At 59.3% G+C, this 23,841-nt stretch carries 14 protein-coding genes and 1 pseudogene; 7 read left to right on the forward strand and 8 right to left on the reverse strand.

What is annotated here, in order from left to right; translation table 11 throughout:
- Positions 1–13 precede the first annotated feature (13 nt).
- The 5 genes from RhoFasB10_RS04940 to RhoFasB10_RS04960 all read left to right on the forward strand — a co-directional run bounded on the left by RhoFasB10_RS04940 (position 14) and on the right by RhoFasB10_RS04960 (position 10,260).
- Positions 14–793, forward strand: coding sequence for a GIY-YIG nuclease family protein (locus RhoFasB10_RS04940; RefSeq protein WP_068430402.1), 780 nt, complete (start codon positions 14–16; stop codon positions 791–793).
- A gap of 534 nt (positions 794–1,327) precedes the next feature.
- Entirely contained in the window at positions 1,328–4,618 is a 3,291-nt protein-coding gene (locus tag RhoFasB10_RS04945) for a helicase-related protein (protein WP_068430405.1), read from the forward strand.
- Positions 4,615–5,292, forward strand: coding sequence for a DUF4391 domain-containing protein (locus RhoFasB10_RS04950; protein WP_068430407.1), 678 nt, complete (start codon positions 4,615–4,617; stop codon positions 5,290–5,292). The genes RhoFasB10_RS04945 and RhoFasB10_RS04950 overlap by 4 nt, the downstream gene beginning before the upstream one ends.
- 28 nt (positions 5,293–5,320) lie before the next feature.
- Complete coding sequence (locus RhoFasB10_RS04955) at positions 5,321–7,189, forward strand: site-specific DNA-methyltransferase (protein ID WP_206030539.1); 1,869 nt, start codon at positions 5,321–5,323, stop codon at positions 7,187–7,189.
- A 5-nt stretch (positions 7,190–7,194) separates the two neighbouring features.
- Positions 7,195–10,260 (forward strand): DEAD/DEAH box helicase family protein, encoded by a 3,066-nt coding sequence (locus RhoFasB10_RS04960; protein ID WP_167675397.1) that lies wholly within the window; start codon positions 7,195–7,197, stop codon positions 10,258–10,260.
- Between the two features lie 717 nt (positions 10,261–10,977).
- On the opposite strand, the pseudogene RhoFasB10_RS04965 reads toward RhoFasB10_RS04960, so the two are convergent.
- Positions 10,978–12,252, reverse strand: a pseudogene (locus RhoFasB10_RS04965) (ISL3 family transposase).
- Positions 12,253–12,693: 441 nt separating this feature from the next.
- Between RhoFasB10_RS04965 and RhoFasB10_RS04970 the strand changes: the two are divergent.
- Positions 12,694–15,441, forward strand: coding sequence for an SIR2 family protein (locus RhoFasB10_RS04970; protein ID WP_084423935.1), 2,748 nt, complete (start codon positions 12,694–12,696; stop codon positions 15,439–15,441).
- 208 nt (positions 15,442–15,649) lie between these two features.
- Here RhoFasB10_RS04970 and RhoFasB10_RS04975 read toward each other — a convergent pair whose 3' ends face one another.
- From RhoFasB10_RS04975 to RhoFasB10_RS05005, 7 genes are read right to left on the reverse strand one after another with little or no spacing between them, the layout of a single operon-like run.
- A complete protein-coding gene (locus tag RhoFasB10_RS04975) occupies positions 15,650–16,594 on the reverse strand; it encodes a choline/ethanolamine kinase family protein (RefSeq protein WP_068430593.1) in 945 nt (314 codons plus the stop codon).
- Between the two features lie 7 nt (positions 16,595–16,601).
- Positions 16,602–17,537: a phosphotransferase gene (locus RhoFasB10_RS04980; RefSeq protein ID WP_068430416.1), complete on the reverse strand. Its 936-nt coding sequence runs from the start codon at positions 17,535–17,537 to the stop codon at positions 16,602–16,604.
- A complete protein-coding gene (locus tag RhoFasB10_RS04985; protein WP_167675399.1) occupies positions 17,534–18,946 on the reverse strand; it encodes an amidase in 1,413 nt (470 codons plus the stop codon). Before RhoFasB10_RS04985 ends, RhoFasB10_RS04980 begins: the two co-directional genes overlap by 4 nt.
- A 12-nt stretch (positions 18,947–18,958) precedes the next feature.
- A complete protein-coding gene (locus RhoFasB10_RS04990; RefSeq protein ID WP_167675401.1) occupies positions 18,959–20,182 on the reverse strand; it encodes a M20 family metallo-hydrolase in 1,224 nt (407 codons plus the stop codon).
- Complete coding sequence (locus RhoFasB10_RS04995; RefSeq protein WP_167675403.1) at positions 20,182–21,735, reverse strand: sodium:solute symporter family protein; 1,554 nt, start codon at positions 21,733–21,735, stop codon at positions 20,182–20,184. The genes RhoFasB10_RS04990 and RhoFasB10_RS04995 overlap by 1 nt, the downstream gene beginning before the upstream one ends.
- A 1-nt stretch (position 21,736) precedes the next feature.
- Entirely contained in the window at positions 21,737–22,015 is a 279-nt protein-coding gene (locus RhoFasB10_RS05000) for a hypothetical protein (protein WP_068430596.1), read from the reverse strand.
- 5 nt (positions 22,016–22,020) lie between these two features.
- Positions 22,021–22,785 carry an inositol monophosphatase family protein gene (locus RhoFasB10_RS05005; RefSeq protein ID WP_167675405.1) on the reverse strand — a complete coding sequence of 255 codons (765 nt, stop codon included), beginning with the start codon at positions 22,783–22,785 and terminating at the stop codon, positions 22,021–22,023.
- Between the two features lie 238 nt (positions 22,786–23,023).
- Between RhoFasB10_RS05005 and RhoFasB10_RS05010 the strand changes: the two genes are divergently transcribed.
- Positions 23,024–23,797 carry a GntR family transcriptional regulator gene (locus RhoFasB10_RS05010; RefSeq protein WP_167675407.1) on the forward strand — a complete coding sequence of 258 codons (774 nt, stop codon included), beginning with the start codon at positions 23,024–23,026 and terminating at the stop codon, positions 23,795–23,797.
- The last annotated feature ends 44 nt before the right edge of the window (positions 23,798–23,841 follow it).

Genomic DNA, 23,841 nt, shown 5'->3' on the forward strand with positions numbered 1-23,841 from the left:
GGAATGAATAGTGGTGGACGGCACCGAAGGTATCGACAATGGCAGTGTTCGCGCGGAAATAGCCGCCTTATTGGAACGAGACGAGACCAGACTGGGTGACGTCTACAAACTCACCCGCGAGAACAAGTCGCCAGCGGAAATAGCTGAAGCGCTTGGCGTAGCTACGAGCGGGTTCGTGTCCAACTATCGCGCGATACTGTCAGCGCTGCTGGACGGTGAGATGCCGTCGAGTACAACCATCGCTGGCCAAATCGCGAGCCGTGTCCGCACTTGGTTGAAACGGACTGAACTCTCGGCAGAAGCGCAACAGTATCTCGACGATCTACAAAGCCGGCTGCAGTTGCGTTCTGAGGACTCGGTCGCCAGATCGATCGAGGACGAGAACGCCCGCAACCAGACGGATGTTGTTGAGCGTCAAAATATTCCAGGGATATACGTGTACACGCTCCCGCATTACCTGCGTTATCCGTTCGATGTCGATTCTGGTCGAACGCTCCTGAAGGTCGGTCGATCGGAGCGAGACACGTTCGCGCGGGTATCTGGCCAAACGAGGATCACGGCGCTCCCCGAGGATCCGATACTCCTTCGGGTGTATCAGGTCGACCCCGGGCAATCCGCTGAGGTAGAGAAGGACTTTCATGGTTGGCTCGACGACGCCAACCATGATCGAAGTCGATCTCTTCGCGGCGGAACCGAGTGGTTCCTTACGTCGACTCGATTTCTGGATCGCATTGCGCGTACGCGGTCACTCACGCAGATTGTTGTCAATGACTATGAGGCGGGCGACTTGTAGATGAGCAGCTAAAATTCGAAAGCCCTTCGCTTAGTGAATTCCTCCATGCCGTCAGCATTTTTTGTGAATTCCGGAGTTATCCGCGATTTTCAGTTCGACGGTAGATAGTCTGCTTGTATCTGTAGAAATACGCGAACTATCCGACTCGTTGGGCGGCTGGACCGAGAGGCGGAGTTGCAATAAGGCGACTGCGAATGTGACACAGCTCGGATGGTTGGGCGTATGACGAAGATCCAGAAACTTCGTTATGGCGTGCCTGTCGAGCGTCCAGCCAGGGTCGCACGTAGCATAGACTCCTTCAGATCGATCCGCCGGCTCGACTAGATTGAGAGGTGCACGTGGCAGGGGCATGGATCCTCCCTGTTAGCGCCGTCACATGCAGCAGCGGCACCGAGGGCTCATTCGACAGATGGGCGGGCAGTCATGTTTGCTCTAAGGGGCCGACCACGTGCGCACACTGTCGATCCGAGATGCTGGCAACAGGGCGCCAAGCGGTCGCGCGACGTTTCTCGCAGTTACGGAAAGGGGTCGAGTATGCGCATCTTGGATAATGTGAATGACTTACTTGGGGACGATCTCAAAACTGAGATCACGCCTCAGACGAAGGTGCGTATCGCGGCTTCCACGTTCTCGATCTTCGCGTTCGAAGCTTTGCGTGAGGAATTGGAGCAGGTTTCCGAACTAGACTTCATTTTTACGTCGCCCTCGTTCGTCACAGAAAAAGTGACAGACAAGTTGCGTAAGGAACGTCGCGAGTTCTTTATCCCAGCAGAGCGTGCAGAGTCTAGTCTCTACGGATCGGAGTTCGAGGTTCGGCTCCGGAACAAACTTACCCAGCGCGCGATCGCAAGAGAGTGTGCGGACTGGGTACGTCGAAAGGCGACATTCCGGTCCAACGCTACAGACAGTCGGATGCAACAGTTCGCGGTCGTTGATGACCGCGCCGCATACATGCCCCTGCAAGGATTCACGACAGCGGACCTCGGATACGAACGCGGCAATTCGGTATCGAATATGGTGCACCGGGTTGACGATGCGCCAATGACAACGCAGTATATCCAGCTATTTGATCAAATTTGGAACAATGCTGACCAACTTGACGATGTCACGCAGGTTGTTTATGACCACATTGCGAGTGTCTATGCGGAAAACGCCCCAGCGCGAATTTATTATTTGATTCTCTACAACTTGTTCGCTGAATTCTTGGACGACATCAGTGACGACGTGCTGCCTAACGACCGCACCGGATATCTCGACACGAGAGTATGGCAGAGTCTTTACAATTTCCAGCGCGACGCCGCGACCGGAATAATCAACAAGCTCGAGACATACAACGGCTGCATCCTTGCCGACAGCGTCGGTCTCGGTAAGACGTTCACTGCGCTGGCTGTAATTAAGTACTACGAGCTGCGTAACAGGTCGGTGCTGGTGCTATGCCCAAAAAAGCTGGCCGAAAATTGGACAAACTACAACGCGAACCTGACGACGAATATTTTCGCCGGTGACCGGTTCAATTACGACGTGCTAGCCCACACTGACCTGTCACGAACTCGCGGCGAATCCCTGGGGCTGCGGCTGGACCGGGTCAATTGGGGCAATTATGACCTGGTCGTGATCGACGAGTCTCACAACTTCCGTAATGCTGATTACGCAGAGGAAAAGGAGTCTCGTTACCAACGCCTCATGCGCCAAGTCATTCGTGAGGGCGTGAAGACGAAGGTGTTGATGCTCTCAGCCACCCCTGTTAACAACCGATTCAACGATCTAAAGAATCAACTCCAGCTCGCCTATGAGGGTGAGTCAGAGAACTTAGCTCAGCACCTGAACATGTCGACCACCGTTGAGCGGGTCTTCAAAGATGCCCAGACGGTGTTCAACGAATGGTCTAAGCTCCACCCGGACGACCGCACGTCCAGCCGCATTCTGCAGATGCTCGACTTCGATTTTTTCGAATTACTCGACGCGGTCACTATTGCCCGTTCTCGCAAGCACATTCAGGCGTTCTATGACACGAGCGAGATTGGTGCGTTCCCGAACCGGCTTCCACCGAAGTCGATCCGCGAACCGCTTACCGACTTGCCAGACGTGCCCGGCTTCAATGAGATTTTCGAGCAGCTCCAGCTGCTTACCCTCGCCGTCTACACCCCGCTCGCCTATGTCTTCCCCAGCCGGATCGGGAAGTACGACGATCTCTACAGCGTTGGCGCGCCCGGCGCCACTGCCAATCTGGGACAACGCGGACGCGAGCGTGGCCTCAAGCAGCTTATGACCGTCAACCTCCTTAAGAGGTTGGAGAGCTCGGTCGATGCCTTCCGCCTGACACTCGCCAAGATTGAGGCCACGGTCGACCGAACACTGGACCGCCTGCAGGCCCATAACAATTCCACCCCCGAGCTCGATACAGACCTGTCGGAGCTCGATCTGGATGTAGACGACGAAAATGACGTGAACCTCGAAGCACTCACTTTCGGGAAGAAGATCAAAATCGACCTCGAGGACATCGACGTCGAGTCGTGGCGGAGGGATCTGTGGAACGACCGCGAAACCCTCCGCGTATTGGTAAATGAGATGCGCAAGGTCACTCCGGATCGTGACCTCAAACTTCAAGCACTCAAGCGGCTCATCGAGGACAAAGCCGCCCACCCGATCAACCCTGGCAACCGCAAGGTTCTGGTCTTCTCCGCCTTCGCCGACACAGCGAACTTCCTCTACCGCGAACTCGCACCGACGCTTGCCACGGTCGGGCTGGATACGGCCTTGATCACCGGGGGCGGCCACGCCGCGAAGACGACATTGGGCACCGGCTTCGACTTCCAACAGGTCATGTCAATGTTCTCCCCTCGCTCGAAGCAGCGCCACCTCACAATGCCGACCGAAACACGCGAGGTCGACGTGCTCATCGGCACCGACGTCATTAGTGAGGGCCAAAACCTGCAGGACTGTGACTACCTGATCAACTACGACATCCACTGGAATCCGGTGCGGATCGTGCAGCGGTTCGGCCGCATCGACCGCATCGGCTCGATCAACACCCGCATCCAACTAGTCAACTTCTGGCCCGATATTTCCCTCGACGAGTACATCAACCTCAAAGAGCGCGTCGAGAACCGGATGGTCATCGCCGACCTCGCCGGCACCGCCGACGACAACGTTCTTACCCTCGAAGACTCCGACGCTGCGTTCCGTAAGCAGCAACTGCGCAAACTTCAGGATGAGGTCATCGAACTCGAAGACGTCCGCACCGGTGTGTCCATTACCGACCTCGGACTCAACGACTTCCGAATGGACCTGCTTGGGTACCTCACCGAATACGGCGACTTGGCCACCGCACCGAAAGGCCTTCACGCCGTCGTGCCGGCAGACCCGGACAAGGGACTCAAACCCGGTGTGATTTTCGCGCTGCACAACATCAACGCCGACGAGTCGCAGCTAACCGGACACAGCGGCAACCGTGGCAACCGACTGCACCCGCACTACCTGGTCTATCTCGACGAGCGCGGCGACGTCATCGCAGATCATACCGAGGCCAAGCGTCTGCTCGATCTCATCCGCGCAGGCTGCCGGCCCTACGACCAGCCCGTCAACGACGTGGTCCGTATCTTCAACGGCGCCACCGGCGAGGGCACGGACATGAGCCGGTACTCGCAACTCCTCACCCAGGCGATCCACTCGATGGTCGACGTCACCGAGGAACGCGACATCGACAGCCTTTTCACCGGTGGTCGGACGACCGCCCTGACCCAGACGATCGCCGGGCTCGACGACTTCGAGCTGATTGCGTTCATCGCCGTCGTCGAGTCACACCAGGCAGGTGACGGTCGATGAGTCAGCAGCTGTACCGCTGGCCGGACGCTGCGAAGTTCGGCCGGCGGGTACCCAAGGAGAAGTTCTACGAGCACGGCACCGTTTCGACCGCTCTACGCGAAAAGTTCATCGCCGAAGTGCAGCGCATCACCTGGGCATACAAGCTCGCCGAAACCACGATCAACCTGGCCGGCAGCGCCGCAGTCCCCGAGATCCAAATCTTCGAGATCGACGCGAAGGGCGAGGATGTTTCCGATCCGGTGCTGATCGCGATCGACAAAGCGATCCCGTTCCCGATTGTCCTTGAGATCAATCGCGGCGTTGGTGAGGCCAGAAGCACTCGGATGGTGGCTGCGCACAAGCAACCCAGCTCCGGTGCGCCGAAGATCGGCGCCTACTACAGCACAAATTGGCAGCCCGCCCGGAGCCCGCGCGAACGGCAGCCTCTCCCGACCGCGCTCACTCTGCCCGCCCTCTATACCGCGCTTCTCGCGCCCCTGACACCGGTGGCGGCACGACCGGGTGAGGATCTCGCGGAGGTCGCAGCGAGATTGGAATCGGTGCGCAAGATCGAGCGCGAAATTGCCGTGCTGGAACGCAAACTTCGCACCGAACCCCAGTTCAACCGCAAGGTCGAATTGCGGCGCGCATTGAAGACAAAGCAAGCTGAACTGACCGTGTTGGTCGAAAGGTAGACAGAGCAAACCCGTGGAGAAGTTACGCATGACATCGCCCGACCTGACCGACGCCAACGTCGACAAGCTCGCTGAGTTGTTCCCCAATGTTGTCACCGAGACGCTCGACGCCGAGGGTAACCCGGGGAGAGCCATCGACTTCGATCTCCTCCGCCAGGAGTTGTCGGACCATGTCGTCGAAGGTCCACAGGAGCGCTACCAGCTCGACTGGCCAGGCAAACGCGCCGCAGCCTTCACGGCCAACGCCCCCATCGCGAAAACCCTCCGTCCCGTGCGCGAGGAGTCCGTCGACTTCGACACCACCAGAAACCTTTTTATCGAAGGTGACAACCTCGACGCACTCAAGCTCCTCCAGGAGTCGTACCTCGGCAAGGTCAAGCTGATATATATCGATCCGCCGTACAACACGGGTAACGATTTCGTGTATTCAGATTCGTTCGCGCAGCGCGTCGATGAATATCTACACGCGTCCGGTCAGACCGATGATAGCGGCACTCGACTCATGGCAAACACTGAAGCAAACGGGCGATTTCATTCTGATTGGCTCAGTATGATTTATCCACGGCTCAAACTTGCGCGAAATATGTTGGCCAACGATGGCGTAATTTTTATCTCAATTGACGACAATGAAATCGGGCAGCTCCGTCGGATCTGTGATGAGGTCTTCGGTGAATCGAACTTCCTTGCTCAGATCGTATGGCAGAAGAGAACGTCTCCCGAAGCACGGAAGCGGCTCGGTGCAGGACACGAATACATAGTTGTCTATGCACGTGACTCAGCAGTCGTCGCCGATGCGCTTCTCCCGCTGCCACTTGACGAAAAAGACTGCGCAGCGTTCGGAAACCCGGACAATGACCCGCGCGGTCCATGGGTGTCGTCTGATTTTACTGCGCCCGGCTATCGCCCCAACCAGATGTACCAGATCGTGACACCTTCTGGGCTAGAGGTTGGCCCTCCGCCTGGCCGCTGCTGGATGAATGTGGAATCCGAGTACAAAGCGCAGGTTTCTGAGGGACGATTTTGGTTTGGTCCAGATGGCAAAGGAATTCCGCGCCGAAAGACCTATCTGGCCGAGCGAGATGGTAAGTCAGCTTGGACATGGTGGCCAAACGCTGAGGTTGGACACACGCAGGAAGGGACCCGGGAGGTTCGAGCGCTCTTCGACAAGGACGGACCTACGTACTTCGACTTTCCGAAGCCTGTCCGATTGATGCAGAGAATTGTTCAGCTCGCCACTCACCCTGACCGAGACGAGGTGATCCTGGACTTCTTCGCAGGGTCGGGCAGCATGGCTCATGCCACCATGGCGCAGAACGCTGCTGATGCAGGGAACCGTCGCTTTATCATGGTCCAGATCGGCGAAGTGCCATCTCCAAAATCTGATGCGGCGAAGGCCGGCTACGGGTCGATCGCAAAGATTTCGCTTGACCGCATCCGACGTGCTGCGCGGAAGATCCACGAAGAATACGGCCTAACCAGCGGTGGCTTTGATGCGGGTTTCCGTGCACTCAAAGTCGACACGACGAATATGGCCGGTGTGCTACGCACTCCTGACGAGACCGATCAGCTTTCGCTCTCGGGTCTGCAGGACAGTGTAAAGGCGGACCGCTCGGGCGAAGACCTGCTATTCCAGGTATTGCTCGACTGGGGTCTTGAGTTAACGATGCCCATCGTGGTGGAGCATATCGATGGGCATGAGGTATTCATTGTTGAGGATGGTGCGCTAATCGCCTGTTTCGACCTGGAACTCGGCCCCCAGATTGCGCATCTCATTGCTGAGCGTCAACCCCTACGCGCAGTGTTTCGCGATTCAGGTTTCGCGTCGGATGACGCCCGCATAAATGCGGAACAGGTCTTTCGTGAGGTATCCCCGACCACAGATGTGAAGGCAATCTGACGGCGATGAAGTTTCAATTCAAGGTTCAGCCGTATCAGACCATGGCCGTCGACTCAGTGGTCGACGTGTTCGCCGGTCAGCCTAGGAATGATGGCGTCTCTTATAGGATCGATCCCGGCTACCGTCGGCGGACAGGTGAGAGGGCCATCTACTCCGATTCGGGCCTGCGGAACGGCGAGATCGCGCTGACAGCGATCCAGCTGTTGGAGAACATCCATAAGGTGCAGCGTTCACGAAATATTCCGCTGGCGACCAAGGTTACAGACAGCAAAGCGGCACCGGGGGCGCCGAATTTGGATGTCGAGATGGAGACCGGTACCGGCAAGACTTACGTCTACATCAAGACAATCATGGAGTTGCATAAACGCTACGGCTGGTCGAAGTACATCATCGTCGTTCCGTCGGTCGCAATTCGCGAGGGCGTGAAGAAGTCTTTCGAGATGACGGCCGAGCATTTCCTACAGATGTACGGGACCAAGCCACGCTCGTTCATCTACAACTCGTCCCAGCTGCACGAGGTAGAGCGTTTCAGCGCCGACGCCGGTGTACAGGTGATGATCATCAACATTCAGGCGTTCAACTCATCCGGCAAGGACAACCGCCGCATTTATGACGTACTAGACGACTTCCAGTCCCGCCGCCCGATCGACGTGCTCAAGGCCAATCGACCGATCGTGATCATCGACGAGCCGCAGAAAATCGGTGCGGACAAGTCATTAGCGTCCTTATCCGAATTCAACGCGTTGATGGTGCTGCGCTACTCGGCCACACATAAGGTCGAGCACACCAAAATTTACCGACTCGACGCCCTCGACGCGTATAACCAGAAGCTGGTCAAGAAGATCGCTGTCCGTGGCATCACTGTCAAGGGGTTGGCCGGCTCGACCGCATATTTGTATCTCGATGCCATCGAGATTGCAAAGGGTGCCAAACCCAGGGCCCGGGTCGAGATCGAAGTTCAGACGAAGATCGGCATCAAACGTCAGGTCAAGCGTCTCAACAAGGGTGACAACTTGCATGAGATCTCTGGCGGTATCGAGGCCTATAGGGGCCTCTTCATCACTGACATCGACGCCAACCGGGACGTGATCGAACTCAGCAATGGTGACGTCGTCGTCGCCGGCCAGCTCGCTGACAGTGACGTTACCGAGGAAACGAAGCGCCGCATTCAGGTTCGAGAGGTGATCCGCGCGCACCTAGACAAGGAACGCGAGTTACACGCGCAGGGCATCAAGGTGCTGTCCCTATTCTTCATCGACGCGGTCGCGAAGTATCGAGACTACGACCGCGAGGACACTCTCGGCGACTACGCCCGCTGTTTTGAGGACGAGTATGCGCTGATCCGCGACGAGGTACTCGGTGAACTCGCTCTCGACGATGCCACCACGGCGTACCAAGAGTACCTGCGCCGCGATGACGTCCGTGCGGTCCACGAGGGTTATTTCTCGATCGACAAGAAGACCAATCGTCAGATCAACGGCAGGGTCAGCGGCCGGGGCGATGACAAGGGCGAGTCCACTGACACCGACGCCTACGACCTGATCCTCAAGAACAAGGAACGGCTGCTGTCGCTTGACGAACCGGTGCGTTTCCTATTCTCTCATTCGGCGTTACGCGAGGGTTGGGACAATCCCAACGTCTTCGTCATGGGTATGCTGAAAAAGAGCGAAAACACTATTTCCCGCCGCCAGGAAATTGGCCGAGGCCTGCGCCTGGCGGTCGATCAGCACGGCGTACGCATGGACAACCCGGTCATCGTGCACGACATAAACGAGCTGACCGTCGTCACTGACGAGTCCTACACCGACTTCGTCACCGGGCTCCAGCAGGAGATCGCACAATCGCTTTCGTCTCGCCCTCGCAAAGCGAACGTCGAATTCTTCTTAGGAAAAACCATTCAGACTCCAGCGGGAGAGTCCGTGGTCGAGCATGCACTTGCGCAGGAGCTGTACAAATACTTAGAGGAGAACGGCTACCTCAATGCTGACGACACCGTCTCTGACGCTTTTAAGAAAGCAAAAGACGCCGACACACTCGCGGAACCCACCTCGGAGCTACTCAAGCCGCTCATCGTCGCGGCACTCCCGCTCGTGGACGCACTATATCTGGATGTGACAGTCATCGGAGAGGACAGTCGCAAGCCGAAAAGAATTCCTCTCAACGAAGCCAACTTCGCTAAGAAGGAGTTCCAGGAACTCTGGAACAGGATCAACCACAAAGCCGTCTACCAGGTCCAGTTCAATTCTAACGAGCTAATCCACAAATGCATTCGGTCACTGGACTCACTTCTCCACGTCGCCACTATGCAGTACGTCGTTGAGGCCGGCCAGCAACGCAACGAACTCAAGGTTGGCGACCTCACGAGTGGCGCAGCGTTCGGCGCTTCGCATACGACGACGCACACAGAGACCGCTAGCGCAGGCTCCCAGGTAAGATATGACCTTCTCGGGGAGATCACCGAGAAGACACAGCTCACCCGCCGTACTGCGGCCGCAATCCTTAGAGGGGTTACACCGGCGACATTCGCGAAATTTCGGCTCAACCCGGAGCAGTTCATCACCGAAGCCGCACGGCTCATCAACGAGCAGAAGGCCACCGTGATCGTCGAGCACCTGACCTACGACTCTCTCCAAGACCGTTTCGACTCGGCAATTTTTACGGAAAACCAAACGAAGCAAGACTTCGCGCAAGCCGGCGAGGAGTTGAAGAAGCACGTTTACGACTATGTTGTCACGGACTCCAAAATAGAACGCGACTTTGTGACTGAGATCGAGACTAGCAACGAGGTCGAGGTCTATGCGAAACTACCGCGGGGTTTCTCCATCCCAACGCCGGTCGGAGATTACAACCCAGACTGGGCGATCGCCTTCACCGAGGGCAGCGTCAAACATGTGTACTTCGTAGCCGAGACAAAGGGTTCACTATCAAGCCTGCAGCTCAAAGGGATAGAGAACGCCAAGATCGAATGTGCACGTAAGTTCTTCGCCACTATCAGAGAGAAGAATGGCCAGGACGTCGCTTACGATGTCGTCACCAACTACAGCGAATTGATGCAGCTTGTGAAGAAATAGCCGAGGTGAATGGCCGCCCTCTCCTTGTGTATTGAGGCGGCCTCTCCTCGCTGGCCGCCGGGGCGTATCTGAACCCTATAGTCGCGACGGATTGAGCAGCGGTCTGCAGGCCGAGGCAGAATGTCCAAACGCACCCGGTTCGGTTGGGCGACAAAGTAACTCGATTGACTTTGACGTGGGTAGCAAGCGGCGGAGACATGCAAGATGCTCATGACAGTTTCGACCGAACAAATGCCGGCCGTGTATCGTCAGAACCGACTATCCGGTATAGACGGGTGAGTAGCGCATGAACTATTTCGAGAACTGAGGGATGCCGTTCGCCGTGCTAGGGCCAAAAGCCGCTCGCCCGAGTAGACAGTTAGCGTGAACAGCCAAGGTGCTATTCGAGACGTTCTTGGGGATCTCGCATGACACGGTGGAGTCGCGAACACGCAGGTCCTCGCGCTCGATCTGGCGGTCGCACAACTTGCTGGACCGACAGTGGGCGCCCCGACCCCCTCTACTGGCAGGTCCCCGATAGTCGGACCACCTCGTTCTAGAGCCACGGTGTGATTGGTTTCAGTCGATCTCGAAACCCTCGACCGGTTGGTGGTTGTGGGCGCATTGCGCAGCGTACGCCCCCGCAAGCGGGAGGGACCCACGCGCCGGTGTGAGGTAGCCGAGCGACGAGTGGCGATGCCGATTGCCCAAGGTCGCCTTTTAGTGGCTCTTCCGGTTTTAGAGTGCACCGAGTGCTCGGGTGAGGTTGCCGCAGTGCAGCAGTGATCGGATGCGGTAGTGGGTGAGGTTCCGGAATCCGAGGCAGTTGCGGCGTAATGCTTCTAGCCGGCCGTTGATCGCTTCGGTCGGCCCGTTCGACGCACGGTGGGTGAAGTACGCCAGGATGTCCGCGCGCCGTCTGTGCAGCGTGCGGCCGAGCTGGGCGAGCTCCTCGAGGCCGTCCGGGACGCCGATGCGGATCGTGTCGATCAATCGAGTCAGAATTCGGTATCCCCGTTTCGGGTCGGGTTGCCCGTACGCAGAAATCGACCGCTGATACACCGACCACGTCACCTCCACCGGAATATGGTTCGGATCGGCGAATGTTGCTAACAGACGGGCAGTTTGGCGCTCGGACAGCAGCGAATGCCGTGTCCGCAGGATACGCCGGGTGCGGTAGAGCGGGTCCCCTGTGCGGCCGCGGTGCCCGCACGTGTCCTGCTGCACCCGCTGGCGGCACAGGTCGAGCTTCGTCCCGGCGAGTGCGACGACGTGAAACGGGTCCATCACCGCGATCGCGTCCGGAACTGCGGTGAGAGCGGCAGTCTTGTACCCGCCGAACCCATCCATCGCCACTACTTTCACCCCGGTCCGGAACGCAGGAGTGCGCTGTCGAGCCACCCGGTGAGCGCGGCAGCAGCCCGGCCGGGCACCAGGTCCAGCAACCGCGCAGGCCCGGATCCCTCCACGACTGGAGTCAGGTCCACGATCACGGTGACGAACCCGTCGCCGGCCGCGCGGCGAGTGTGCGCCCACCGGTGCTCATCGACCCCGATCACCCGCACGTCATCGAAGCGAGCGGTGTCCGCGGCGACGAGTGCGGTGGTGGCATCGATTGCGATCGTTGACGGTGTCCCACGACAGACCCAGTTCACGGGCGATCGCAGCGACGGTGGTGTGGTCCGACATCAGCCTACGCATGACGTACTTCGCGCAACGGCGAGTTGTGGACCATCCTGGCCGAGCGAGGCGATCGGTGTTGTGACAGAACACTTCCCGTATGCACGAGGCGTCGGTGCACAGGTAGCGGGGGACGCGCACCCGCAACTGTAGTGGGTGCCCGGCGACGGGCACGTCGACGACTCTGCGTTCGATACGGTCCCGGTACCTCCCGGCGGTGCCGCACCCAGGGCACCGATCCGGTCCAGAGGTGATGAGCTCGCAGAACACGACGGTGGTGTCGCCGTCGATCGCCGCGTCGCCGATCGTGACACCCAATTCGACGGTGCGCATGATCGTGTCTGCAACGACAGAGCCGACGATGACAGTATTCTCGGACGCAGGGCTCCCCGGTGATCGAAGGTGTTCGTGTAGGAACCTTCATCTTCGGACTCCGGGGGCCCGCTTCAGCACAACGACACGCCACCCAACGGGGCCTACCGCGCCCTCACTTGCACGTCATCTCCGGAAGAGCTGGTTACCTCACGACCGCGGCGTACGCTGACCGTCTGCGGCCGTGAACCAAGGGGCTTGCCACATCGGCTTCGAGCGGAATCGGTTGCTGTGAGATCCGACAGCCAGTCCAGCACCGGTGGGTATGCGAGGCAGCGCGTTGCAATGCGCTAAGACCTATTTCATCCATACGTGAGTCGTGCCGGTGTGTCGCACCGCGTGGTCAGTTTCCCGTGACTAGAATCGCCTAGCCCAGAGTTACGTCGCAGTCAGGAGAGCGCAGTGGACTTCGAGTATCCCGACGTTGTTGATTTAACAGCTCGACTTTCTGCTGTAGCGCAGCAAGACGATCAAAAACTAGTCATCATCTTAGGGTCTGGACTGAGTGTAGAATTCATGCCCGGAGTCGAGGACCTAACTCTCCGGTTTCGTAACATGCTGTCTACCGCAGGTCGCGCTAGATTCGACGAGCGAGTAACGCCTCTAATAGGCACAGGCCTGGGGTACCAGAATGCCGCCGCAATTCTCAAAAACCAAATGGGCGACAAGGCGGTGCAGCGGGTAATTCGAGAGTCGGTGCTTGATTGTTGTACGTCGATCTCGCGCGAAGAAAAGTCCAGGGCGATTAACGACATCGGGTTCGCTAAATTGATCGAGCGGGACCATGATTGGAAAATTCCGCAGGCTACTGCAAGGTTTGCTGAATTTTATGCCGGGCTTCCCGATCTCGTAAGAGGCCCGATTGTGACTACCAATTTCGATCCGTTTATCGAAATCGCGCTGCGTCAGATTGGGGTATCTGCGGAAGCCGTTCCCATATCCTTCGACACGGTGCCGAATGCTGAGCAGCTCTCAGAAAAGACCGCATGTCAAATCTTGCATATTCATGGATTCTGGCGTTCAAACGTCTCGCTTAACACTATTTCGCAATTAACCCGAGCGCGGCCGGCCGTTTCACGCTTGGTGCGGAACATGTTTCAGAACGCTCTGATTCTGGCGGTGGGTTATGGAGGTTGGCGCGACGCGTTCATGTCTTCGCTGGAGGAATGCATCAAAGAGGACGACCTTTACGATAGCGAGCTATGCTGGGCCGCTTACGATGCAGATCCGACAAAGTCTCTTGACAATGAGATTCTAGGTTCGTTAGATGGTCGTTCTGGATTCACACTATACGTTGGAATAGATGCGCTAGAGCTGTTTAGTGGTGCGATTGCAGACAGTGGAACCAATGGCGAACCTCTTGTCGGTCCGCCAGGGTACTTTCGACTCCCCGTTAAAATCGATGGGAACGCCGATGACAATAGACTGACGTTTGCAGACGGTGGTCAACCGCAGTGGAAAGACGCCGTATTCGAAGAATGGCCATTGCTCGAAAGTGGCCAAGAATTACTTGGTGAGCTTCGTAAAGTATTAGAATCTGGTGGTGGTGGGGGCGCGGTTGCGATTGGACCAATGGGAGAGGGAAAGTCAATTGCGCTGAAACAAGTTGCGCTGCAAGCGGCTTCATTGTTTGAAGAAGAATGGACATTTTTTTGGCGGGAGGCTGGTGCGCCTCAACTCACTGCTGAATGGATTTCTGAGGCGAGGCAAAGGTACGGCAAGATATGTCTCTGCGTTGACGATGCGGATTTGGTCGCCGACAGTATCGGCTCTTCGCGCAGAGCCTGGGCTGGTACAGGGAGTGGTGTCGCGTTCTTGTTAGCGAGTCAAGATAGGCTTTGGTGGCCCAGAGCCGCATCCGTCCACACCGAGCTTGAGGTGGTCATATTCCATGGTCTGAAAGATTCCGATGCGCATGCGATTGCGTCGTCCTGGGTAGAAAAAGGGTTACTTGGCCAGATTGAGGAAGACGCGAAGAATCAAGTGGTGAGTCGTTACTCGACGCGTTTGCAAGCGTCCGCCTCAAGTTTAGACGGTGTCGCAGACGACACTCTCATGGGTGCGGTCTTGGACGTGCGTTTTACTCAGGGTCTCCGAGAGCGAATAGTCGATCTGGTCGACAAATTAATGCGAATTCCTGCGTCGAACGAGGTGGACGTTACGATTGCTGATGTATTCGGGGCGATTTGCTTGATGCAGGACATGTTCGATCGCAATGGCAACCTCTCGCGCGGATTGTCGCGTGCTGTGATCAATAAAATGATCCCGTCGGAAGACCTACTGTTTGATGCAAAAATCCTCAAAATTCTCGGTCGTGAAGCGCTTATTTCGCTGGCGGGAAATCGCGTTTATGCGAGACACCAGTCGATTGCACGAGTAGTCGTGGAAGATTTGCGAACGCGCCTGCGAATGTCGCACATATGTATGGTTGTGGCTAAAGCGGGAGCGGCGTGCAAACGCGATCGCGAAGTAAATCTTGATGAGTACCGTGACGCTTTCTTGATCGGGAAACTGCTGAAAGACGAGGCGGAGATTCGAGCGGCGGCTACCGGAGCTGTAGCTGGTTATCCTGCCTTATTGCAAGCTCGCATAAACTACGCATCGCAAACGCGTGCCTTCGCCGCAGCGGGATCCTTTGAGAACTTCGGCACTCTTGCCCAGAATCTAGACTCTTTTGATGACACTAGTAGTGTTCTGCGTATTTTCTTGAACGAGTATTCGCAGTTGGCAAGGAGGAATGATGAACCGCAGTTGGGGTTAGGGCTTTCGCTTCTCAGTTTGCTCGATGGGTTCCCGTACGAGCTAGAGTCGGAGCAAGCGGCCTACGGACTAAAAAGCTTAATAGATTGTTCACTTGCAATTCGAAAGCAGGCAGGTGGCATCGCAAAGGAACTGCCTGAAGTCGGCTTTAGCCTCCTGGTACACGTCAGAGGTCTAGCAGCCGCCAAAGTTCATATTCGAGTTGCCGATCTAGATTCGGCTATTCTGCAGTCGTGGATGGATTGCGAAATGAATAGATGTGTTCAATACTTACAGGCAAATGCTGCTAGCTTTGCGAATGAGGCTAGGATGCGGCTGAACTCTAGCCAACTGCCCAGGTCTGGCACTGCCCTACTGGGTTTGAAACGCTTGGAATCAAATGTAGCGTAGGCCAGAGCCTGGAAATCGAGTTGGGCTGTGCTGCGGGCGACGGCGACGGTTAGTTGCACATCTGCGGCCGCTGTGAAGGGATTCTAAGTGTGACCTGGTGTGCTATTATTTGATATTCCAGGCGCACTTTTCGAGTGACCGTGAGGAGTTGGCAAGGTCCGTTCGGTGGCCAAGATCAAGTTGTCGAAGCGGCGCAACTGTTAAATGACTAGAAGTTGTGCACCCAGAACCCCCACCTCGGATCACCCATCTTAATTCTCGCCCTGGCCAACTTCCACGACCCATATTTGTGGTAGTCGAAGTCCCAGGCGTCGGAGAGCTTGTGGTTCACACATCCCCAGAGTCCCCATTTAACGTCGGCGAGGAAGCTGCACACCTGGACCCGTGAGACCATGGACCACTCCGCCCGGCCGAAGAACTCCTCGATCAACTCCATGATCTGCTGCTCGCCGTAGAACATCTCGGTGACCAAGACGGCCAGCTCGTAGGCCCGGTCATTGTTCGACGCGAACTCGTAGTCCACCAACTTCATCGGAATGCCGTCACCGATGAGAATGTTCCCGGGCATCGGGTCGTTATGGCACGCAACCAGATCCAAGCCGCCCGCCAACATCGCCGCCTTGACCTGCCGGTACTCGGTCAGAATCACTTCGGCATCGCGCGGGAGTCGCACACCCAGCTCGGCGACCTGCTCAAGATGCTCGTCGATCATGTCGAAGATCGTCTTCGTCACGCTCAGCTTGCTGCCCGAATGCAACGTCCGATACACATCGATCATCCCCAGAGGAATCTCCGGCCGCTTCAGGTCACCGTTCGTGCAGGCCCGATAGCCTTCCAGGAACTCGATCACCTCGACACCGGTGACCGGATCGAACAGCACCACCTCCGGACCGATACCCAGAGCACCGGCGCGTCGGGCAGCCTCGTTCGCGAGCGAACGGTCGATGAACGAATCCGTCCCGCTACCCGGCAGTTTCATGAAGTAACGCTTCGATTTCCCCTCGACGGTGATGCGCCAGTTGCTGTTCATCAGCCCACCGGGCACGGGGGAGTAGGTCATCCCCAAGCCTTCCCACTCAGGAATGGACGCCAGAGCCTTCTCGACCTGCCGCTCGGCTTCGGTGCGGGCGGATCCGATCGCGATGTCGTTCATGGTCACCTCAGATGTTTCGGATACGGTCGTCGAAATGCGGATCGCGCAGGCCCGCTCGCGCGCGGAGGAACTGCCAGTCGGAGAACTTCGAATACTCATGCGTGCCGGGGCGAACGGCGTCGGCGTACAGGCCGATCAGCGCCCAGCGCAGCGAGTCGGCGATGCCGTAAATGCGGGCGCGGTCGAACAGCGCACTGTCGAACGACCCCCACGCCATCTCGAACACCTCGCGCGCATCGGAGTCGAACGGCCGGAGCTCCGCCAACAACACACCGATGTCCTGCAGCGGATCCATCAAAGCCGCGACATCCCAGTCGACCAACTTGAAGCTGCCGTCGTCCAGTACCAGCACGTTCGACACGTTGCCGTCGCCGTGGCAGGGGACGAGGTCGTAGCCGGCTGCCTCGATGCGCGCCTGGGCGGGCGCGAGAGTGCGCGTCATCCAGACGAAGTCGGCAGGCAACACGCCACCGACCTGGGCGATCAACGCGCGGATCGCGGCGATGTCGTCGAACACCGATGCCCGACGCGTCACACCGCCCAAACCGTGCACGGACTTGCGCAGCGCAACGAGTTTCTCGACGACCGCATCGTCGTCGAACAGATCGAGCGTTGCGGTCGAGGAGGCACCGGTGAAGTCCTCCATGACCAGCACGCCCGACTCGGCGTCAGAGATGAAGACCGTCGGCCCGATGCCGGCGTCGCCGGCTGCGGTAGCGGCTGCGAACGACGATACGAGGTCGACGTAGTCCCGCGCATGCGGCTCCATGACCTTCACGAACGCCGCAGAACCGGCGGAGGCGTTGGGCACGGTGGACCGCGCCGAGTACCGCTCGGAATCAGCACCCCACCAGCTCGGGCTTGCCATCGTTGTCGCGGGATCGAGCGACACGTCGGCGGCATTCCAGATACCCAACTGGCTCAGAGTCTCTCGTACTGTCATGCACTTGCTCCGATCTTCTCTGCCGCGACATCCGTCGGCCAAGCCATGTCGAATTCGCGTGCACCTTCGAGCCATTTCGTCAGCCGCAGCACCGCTTGGTCGGCGAAACGTGGCCCGGCGACCTGAATCCCGATGGGCATCTGCTCGGCGAAACCGAAGCAGATCGACGACGCAGGCTGCGCCGTCTGGTTGAACCACGCCGTGAAACTGCAGTGCGCCAACGGCTGTGCAGCATCGAGCCCGACCGCTTCGGCACCGAACCCGATCGTCGGAATCACCGGGCTGATCACGAAGTCGAACTCACCCGTCTTCGCCCGCACGATCTCCTGTGCACGCATCACCGCGTCGGTATCCCGAGAGAACTGCGCGGCAGTGTATTTCGCCGCCCCGGAGGCCCAGACGGCGACGGCTGGGAGCACCTCGGACCGACGCGCTTCCGGAATCGACTCCCACTCCGTCCGAGCTCGTACTTGGAACAGTCGATCGAGAGCCGGGTACGGATCCTCACCGAAGATCGGCGGCATCTCGGCGACAACGGCACCCGCTGCCTGCAGATGGCTTGCTGCAGAACGAACGACGGGGAGTACGTCGTCGGAAATGGTTGTGCCGTAGCCCATGTCGAGCATGACGCCGATGCGAAGTCCGGCAGGGCTGATAGGCGCGTGTATGTCGGCGGTGTCCTCGTAGGGCAGGCTCCAGGTGTCCCGCGGATCGGGGCGGGTGATGACGCGATACAGATCGATGAGGTCGTCGACGGTGCGGGCCATGGGTCCGGCGGACCGCATCGTCGACGGCGCGAGATGCGGGACGCGTCCCTGCGTCGGCTTCAATGCGACCAGCCCGCAATGACCGGCCGGCAACCGGACCGACCCGGCGATATCGGAACCGACAGAACCGAATCCGATGCCCGAAGCTAAGCTAGCTCCCGCGCCGGAACTCGACCCGCCGGTGTTGCGGGTGAGATCCCACGGGTTCCGCGTGATCCCGTACAGGGAGCTGACGCCTGCGGCCATCATGCCCATGTCGGGCATCGTGGTCTTGCCGACGACGACCGCGCCCGCCTCCTTAAGCCGCGCAGCCGGGGGAGCGTCGACGGTCGACATCGGCAGGTCCGCATTCGCTTGCACACCGTGCCGCCACGGCATACCGACGGCGTGAATGCTGTCTTTGATCGTGACGGGAATGCCGTCGAGATCGGACAGCGCGCGTCCGGTCCGAAGCCGGTCGGTCGCGTCCTGGGCGGCCTTCCTGGCACCGGGCTCGTCGATGTACGCGATCGCGTTGATCAACGGATTCGTCGTCGCGATGTGGTCGAGCGTGGCGTCGAGGACGTCGTTTGGGGTCGACTCGCCACTCGCGAAGCTCGCACGGAGCTCCGCGGTGGTCTTGGTCAGCAGTGGATTGGTCAACGGAAGATCCTTCTACGAACTGGTCGCGATGTCGCCACGGACCAAGCGAGCCACGGTTTCGGTGAGCATCCGCACGCCGTCGACCATGTCGTCGTCGTGCGTCAGCTCCTTCTCGCTGTGAGAGATGCCGTCGACGCTGGGGACGAACAGCATGACCGTCGGCACGATGTCCTTCATGTTCACCGAGTCGTGGCCGGCCATCGTCAGCATGCGTCGATACGACAGGCCCAGGTCGGTGGCGGCTTTCTCGGCAAGTTCGACCCCCTCGCTCTGATAGCTGGTCGACGGCCGCAGCGACGAGGTGTCGATGCTGACCTGCACCTCGGTTTCCTGCTCGATCGCGTCGAGCAGCATCGCGTGCGCCTGCTCGAGGACGTCGGGATCCGACGACCGGATGTCGATCGCCATCGTGACTTTCGACGGAACCACGATGGGCGAGTTGGGCTCAACGTCGAACTGGCCGACGGACGCGAGAAGGAGTCCGTCGTCGAACTTCGTCGTGAGTTCTCTGGCGGCGACGACGAGCTTGCTGGCACCTACTAATGCGTCGTGACGCAGTGCCATATGCGTTGCACCCGTGTGTGATTGCTCGCCGTGCACGGTGATCGTGTACTTCCGCGCCGCCCAGTTGGCCGTCACGATCCCGATCGTGGTGTCTTCCTTCTCGAGGATGGGGCCCTGTTCGATGTGAATCTCGGCGTAGAACGCGGCGGGGGGCGGAGTGCCGTCACCGTGGAAACCGATGTCGGACAGTGCCTCTCGGATGGTGACGCCAGCCCTGTCGGTGATGTTCAAGGTGTCCTCGACGTCGAACTTGCCGATGTACACCCCGCTTCCCATGACACTGGGGGAGAATCGCGAACCCTCCTCGTTGAACCAGTTGACGGCTGCAACGTTGAATTGCGGAGTCAGAGAACCTTGTTCGACGCGGTCCGCGATCTCTCGGGCGGCGTGGGCGGCGGCGAGGACACCGTAGGCGCCGTCGAACTTTCCGGCCGTCGGCTGGCTGTCGAGATGCGAGCCGACGAGCACGTACGGGGCGCCGGGTACGAACTCGATGGCCCCGTACATGTTGCCGACGGGATCGACCACGGTGGTGAGGCCGTGCCGGTCGAACCAGTCGGCGAGGAACCGCCTGGTCAGACCGTCTTCCGTGGTCGCTGCCTGCCGGTCGACGCCACCTGCTGCGGTGGCGCCGAACGAGGACATGGTCGTGAAGTCGTCGAGAAAGGTCATCAAATTTTCTCCGGTGAGGCGATTTCCTGGATCTGTCCTTCCGTGGACAGATCAGCGGGTGCGGTGCGGGTGGGGCGCTTGCCGACCTCGAACATTGCGTCGACGCGCGCCTTCTCCTCGTCCGTCGTTCCGGTCGCCTTGGAGACGATGAGGAAGACAGCGAGGTTGACGGCCATGCCGACGACGCCGCCGGTGAGGCTGCCGAGGCCGGGGATGTCGTCGGGGTAGATCGCGGTGAGGACGAGAGCGGTGACGAAGCCGCTGATCATGCCGGCGACCGCGCCCTTACCGTTGCCGCCGCGCCAGACGACGCCGAGGAACAGAGGAACGGCAAGCTGGACGACGCCCTGGTACGAGATCTGCGCGAGGAGTTGCAGCCGCGTCATGTTGAACGTGGCGTAGGCGACGATGGCGGCCAGAGCCATGAACGCGAGCATGCTTCCCTTGGCGACCTTGGTGAGCTGACTGTCGGTCAGGGGACGCTTCTCGGAGTTGACGAGGTCGTTGGCGATCTGCAGGCCGCACACCTGAACGCTGCCGTCGATGTGGCCCATGGACGCTGCGAACACCATGCAGGCGCCGAGGCCGAGAAGCCATGTGCCGCCGTAGCTTTCCATGATGGTGAACCAGCCGGTCTGTGGCGAGTCGGCGACGCCGACCATGACCGAGCCGGCGATGCCGACGAGCATGAGCAGCGAGTAGAAGACACCGGAGATCAGGACGGTGCGGATGGTGCCGGACTTCACGGCGCGGACGCTGGCGGCGGTGTAGATGCGCTGGAAGCTCGTGGGCCAGCAGAGCGATCCGACGACGCCGGTGAAGATGAGTGCGAATAGGTAGAACGGGCCGTAGGCGTCGCCGTCACCGGGGACGCGCAGGTACTCGTCGGCGACGTCCCCCAAGGTGGCGAAGCTGATCGGGCCGCCGGCGACACCGGACAGCAGGATCAGGCAGAGCGCCGCGGAGAAGACGTACGCGACGAGGCCCTGGAACATGTCGGTCATGATCAGGCCGCGCATGCCCATCTTGACGGTCCAGTACTGGCGGATGACGATGACTGCGAGTCCGACGAACAGGCACGTGGTGACGGACCATGCGCCGGCCGTCGCAACCTGGAAGACCTCGCCGAGTGCCTGCATGCCGAGGACGACCCACGGGAACAGCGAGACGATACCGATGGCGCTGGCGACGATCTTGGTGCCGCGCGAGTTGAAGCGCAGGCCCAGCAGGTCGGGCTGCGAGCGGAGGTTGTACTTCGCGCCCCAACGCCAGGCGCGGGTGGCCATGAAGTACATCATCGCGACGCCGAGGCTGGAGTAGGCGAGACCGTAGAGACCGAACACGCCTGCGCCGCTGGCCAATCCGAAGAAGGCGATGAACACCGAACCGGGCCACCACGAGTTGACGTAGCTCATCGCGACGTACCAGGGGCCGTAGCTGCGGCCGCCGACGGAATACTCGTCGAACGATGGGCTCGTCTTCTGTTGCGTGGTGTAGAGGATGAAGATGACGATGGCGTAGAAGACCGCCAGCATTCCCAGCATGATCAACATGTCATTCTCCAGACAGGGGTGCGGTAGCGGGGAGGAGGTCCTCGTCGAGTTCGCCGCGGATGTCCTCGACGATGTAGAGGCCCCAGAGGGTGAATCCGAGGACGAGCCCGTTGATCAGCCAGTACATGATGGAGAACGGAATGCCGAGGATCTCGAAACGAATTCCGCTGCCCCACATGTAGAGCGGCGGGAACAGAGCGAAGAGCAGAGCGAGTGCGTAGATGCCGCCGAAGAACGTGGTGATCGTCCTCCGGTCGAGGCCGCGAATGTACTCTTTCATGTGCGTCATCCTTGGTTGACTATTTTGAGAACCGAGTCGTGGACTGCTCCGTTGGAGGCAATGCCGTTGCCTCCGTCGAACTCTCGCACTCCGTCGAGCGAGGTGAACGTGCCGCCGGCTTCTTCGATGATGACCGGCATGGGGGCGAGATCGTAAGCCTGCGTGGTGTAGTCGACGATCGCTTCGGCCTGGCCGCTCGCGACCATCATGTAGCCGTACGCGTCGCCCCAGGTGCGGACGACAGCTCCGGCGGACTGGAGGTCGATCAGCGCGTCGGGATGCCAGTCCTCGAGCCACGTCGCCATGACGTAGGCGCCGTCGAGTTCCGTTTTGTCCGACACGTGCACTTGCCGGCCGTTTTTGAAGCAACCCTTGCCCCGCTCGGCGTGCATGAGCACCTCGGCGCTGGGTAGGTTGATGACGCCCGCGACGACGGTGCCGTTCTCTTCCAACGCGATCAGGTTGGCGTACAACGGAACTCCGTGAACGAAGGACTTGGTGCCGTCGATCGGGTCGACGATCCAGCGGTAGCCCGATGTTCCTTCTGTTTCGCCGAACTCTTCGCCGAGGAAGCTGTCGTCGGGGTAGTGCTTGGTGACTTCGGCGCGGATGTGCTGTTCGATCTCCCGATCCGCTTGCGTAACAGGGGAACCGTCCTGTTTCGCCTCGACCGTCAAGGCCGACGTATCGAACCAGCGGCGTGCGATCTCACCGGCCGAGCGGGCGAGCTCGACGCCGAGTGCGGCGCGCGCCGACCGTGAATCTTCCACAGTGGTGCCTCCCTTGTGCGGCTTCGCCGCCCGTGCGTGAATAGTTGTAGTGGGCTCGTACTTTCCGAACACGGGTAACGATCCGCGTAGACCATTTCTGGTTTTACTCATCGCGTGTGAACTGCGTGTAACACGAGTCCGGAATGAGATGACGTAAACCGCCGGCAGTGTTAATCGTGTGTAAATCTGCTGGTAGATGGTCATTTCGGGGTGTGGAGGCGGGTTAAATTGTCCTGACGTGATCGAAGGAGGTGGGCTGGTGCTGTTGAGGGAACACACCCATGCCGCTTTGCTGCGTCTTGTCGACGAGCTCGAGCAGCGATCGGTTGCCCGACTGCCGCCCGAGCGGGAGTTGGCAGAGCGTTTGGGTACCTCGCGTACGACGGTCCGCAAGGCGCTCGACCAGCTCGAACGCGACGGCGTGATTCGTCGACAGAAGGGGCGCGCAGGCGGTGCCTATCTGACGTCCGTCGCGCCGGGGTCACCGTCGCCGGAAAGCGCATGGTCGGTGTGCGAAAGCCGTCGGCTGCTCCGAAGCCTGAACACGGTCAAAGGCGTCCCACAGATGTTGCACGAGCAGGGTTTTCGCGACGGTACCAAGGTAATCTCGGCGCGAATGACGACGCCGTCGGCCGACGCAGCTCGCGTTCTCGGCGACGGGCCCGTTGTGTCGTTGCTGCGCTTACGATTTGCCGACGGGGACACGCTGTCGCTGGAGCAGATGTACCTCAGCGGGAGCATCTGTGGGCCGGTGTTGGAGACACCATTGAACTCGGTGTACGAGACGCTGCGCAGCAATCTTGGAATCTCGGTCTGCATGGCCGACGAGTCCATCGAGTTGGCCATGGTCACGCAACCGGTCGGGTCGCTGCTGGGTCAACCGGCGGGAACGCCGATCCTGAAGCTCGAGCGCATCGGGTACGACCAGCAGGAGCGGCCCGTCGAATACTCGGTGGACCTGTTCCGGGCGGATCGGACGCGGTTGAAGGTGCGCACCGCTACGCGCCTGTGAGGGGCTTCGCCCATGTGCGTGGGAATGTATAGCCCGCTACACAT

Origin of the sequence: Rhodococcus sp. B10 (genome assembly GCF_011770055.1) — a bacterium.
Lineage (GTDB): Bacteria > Actinomycetota > Actinomycetes > Mycobacteriales > Mycobacteriaceae > Rhodococcoides > Rhodococcoides kyotonensis_B.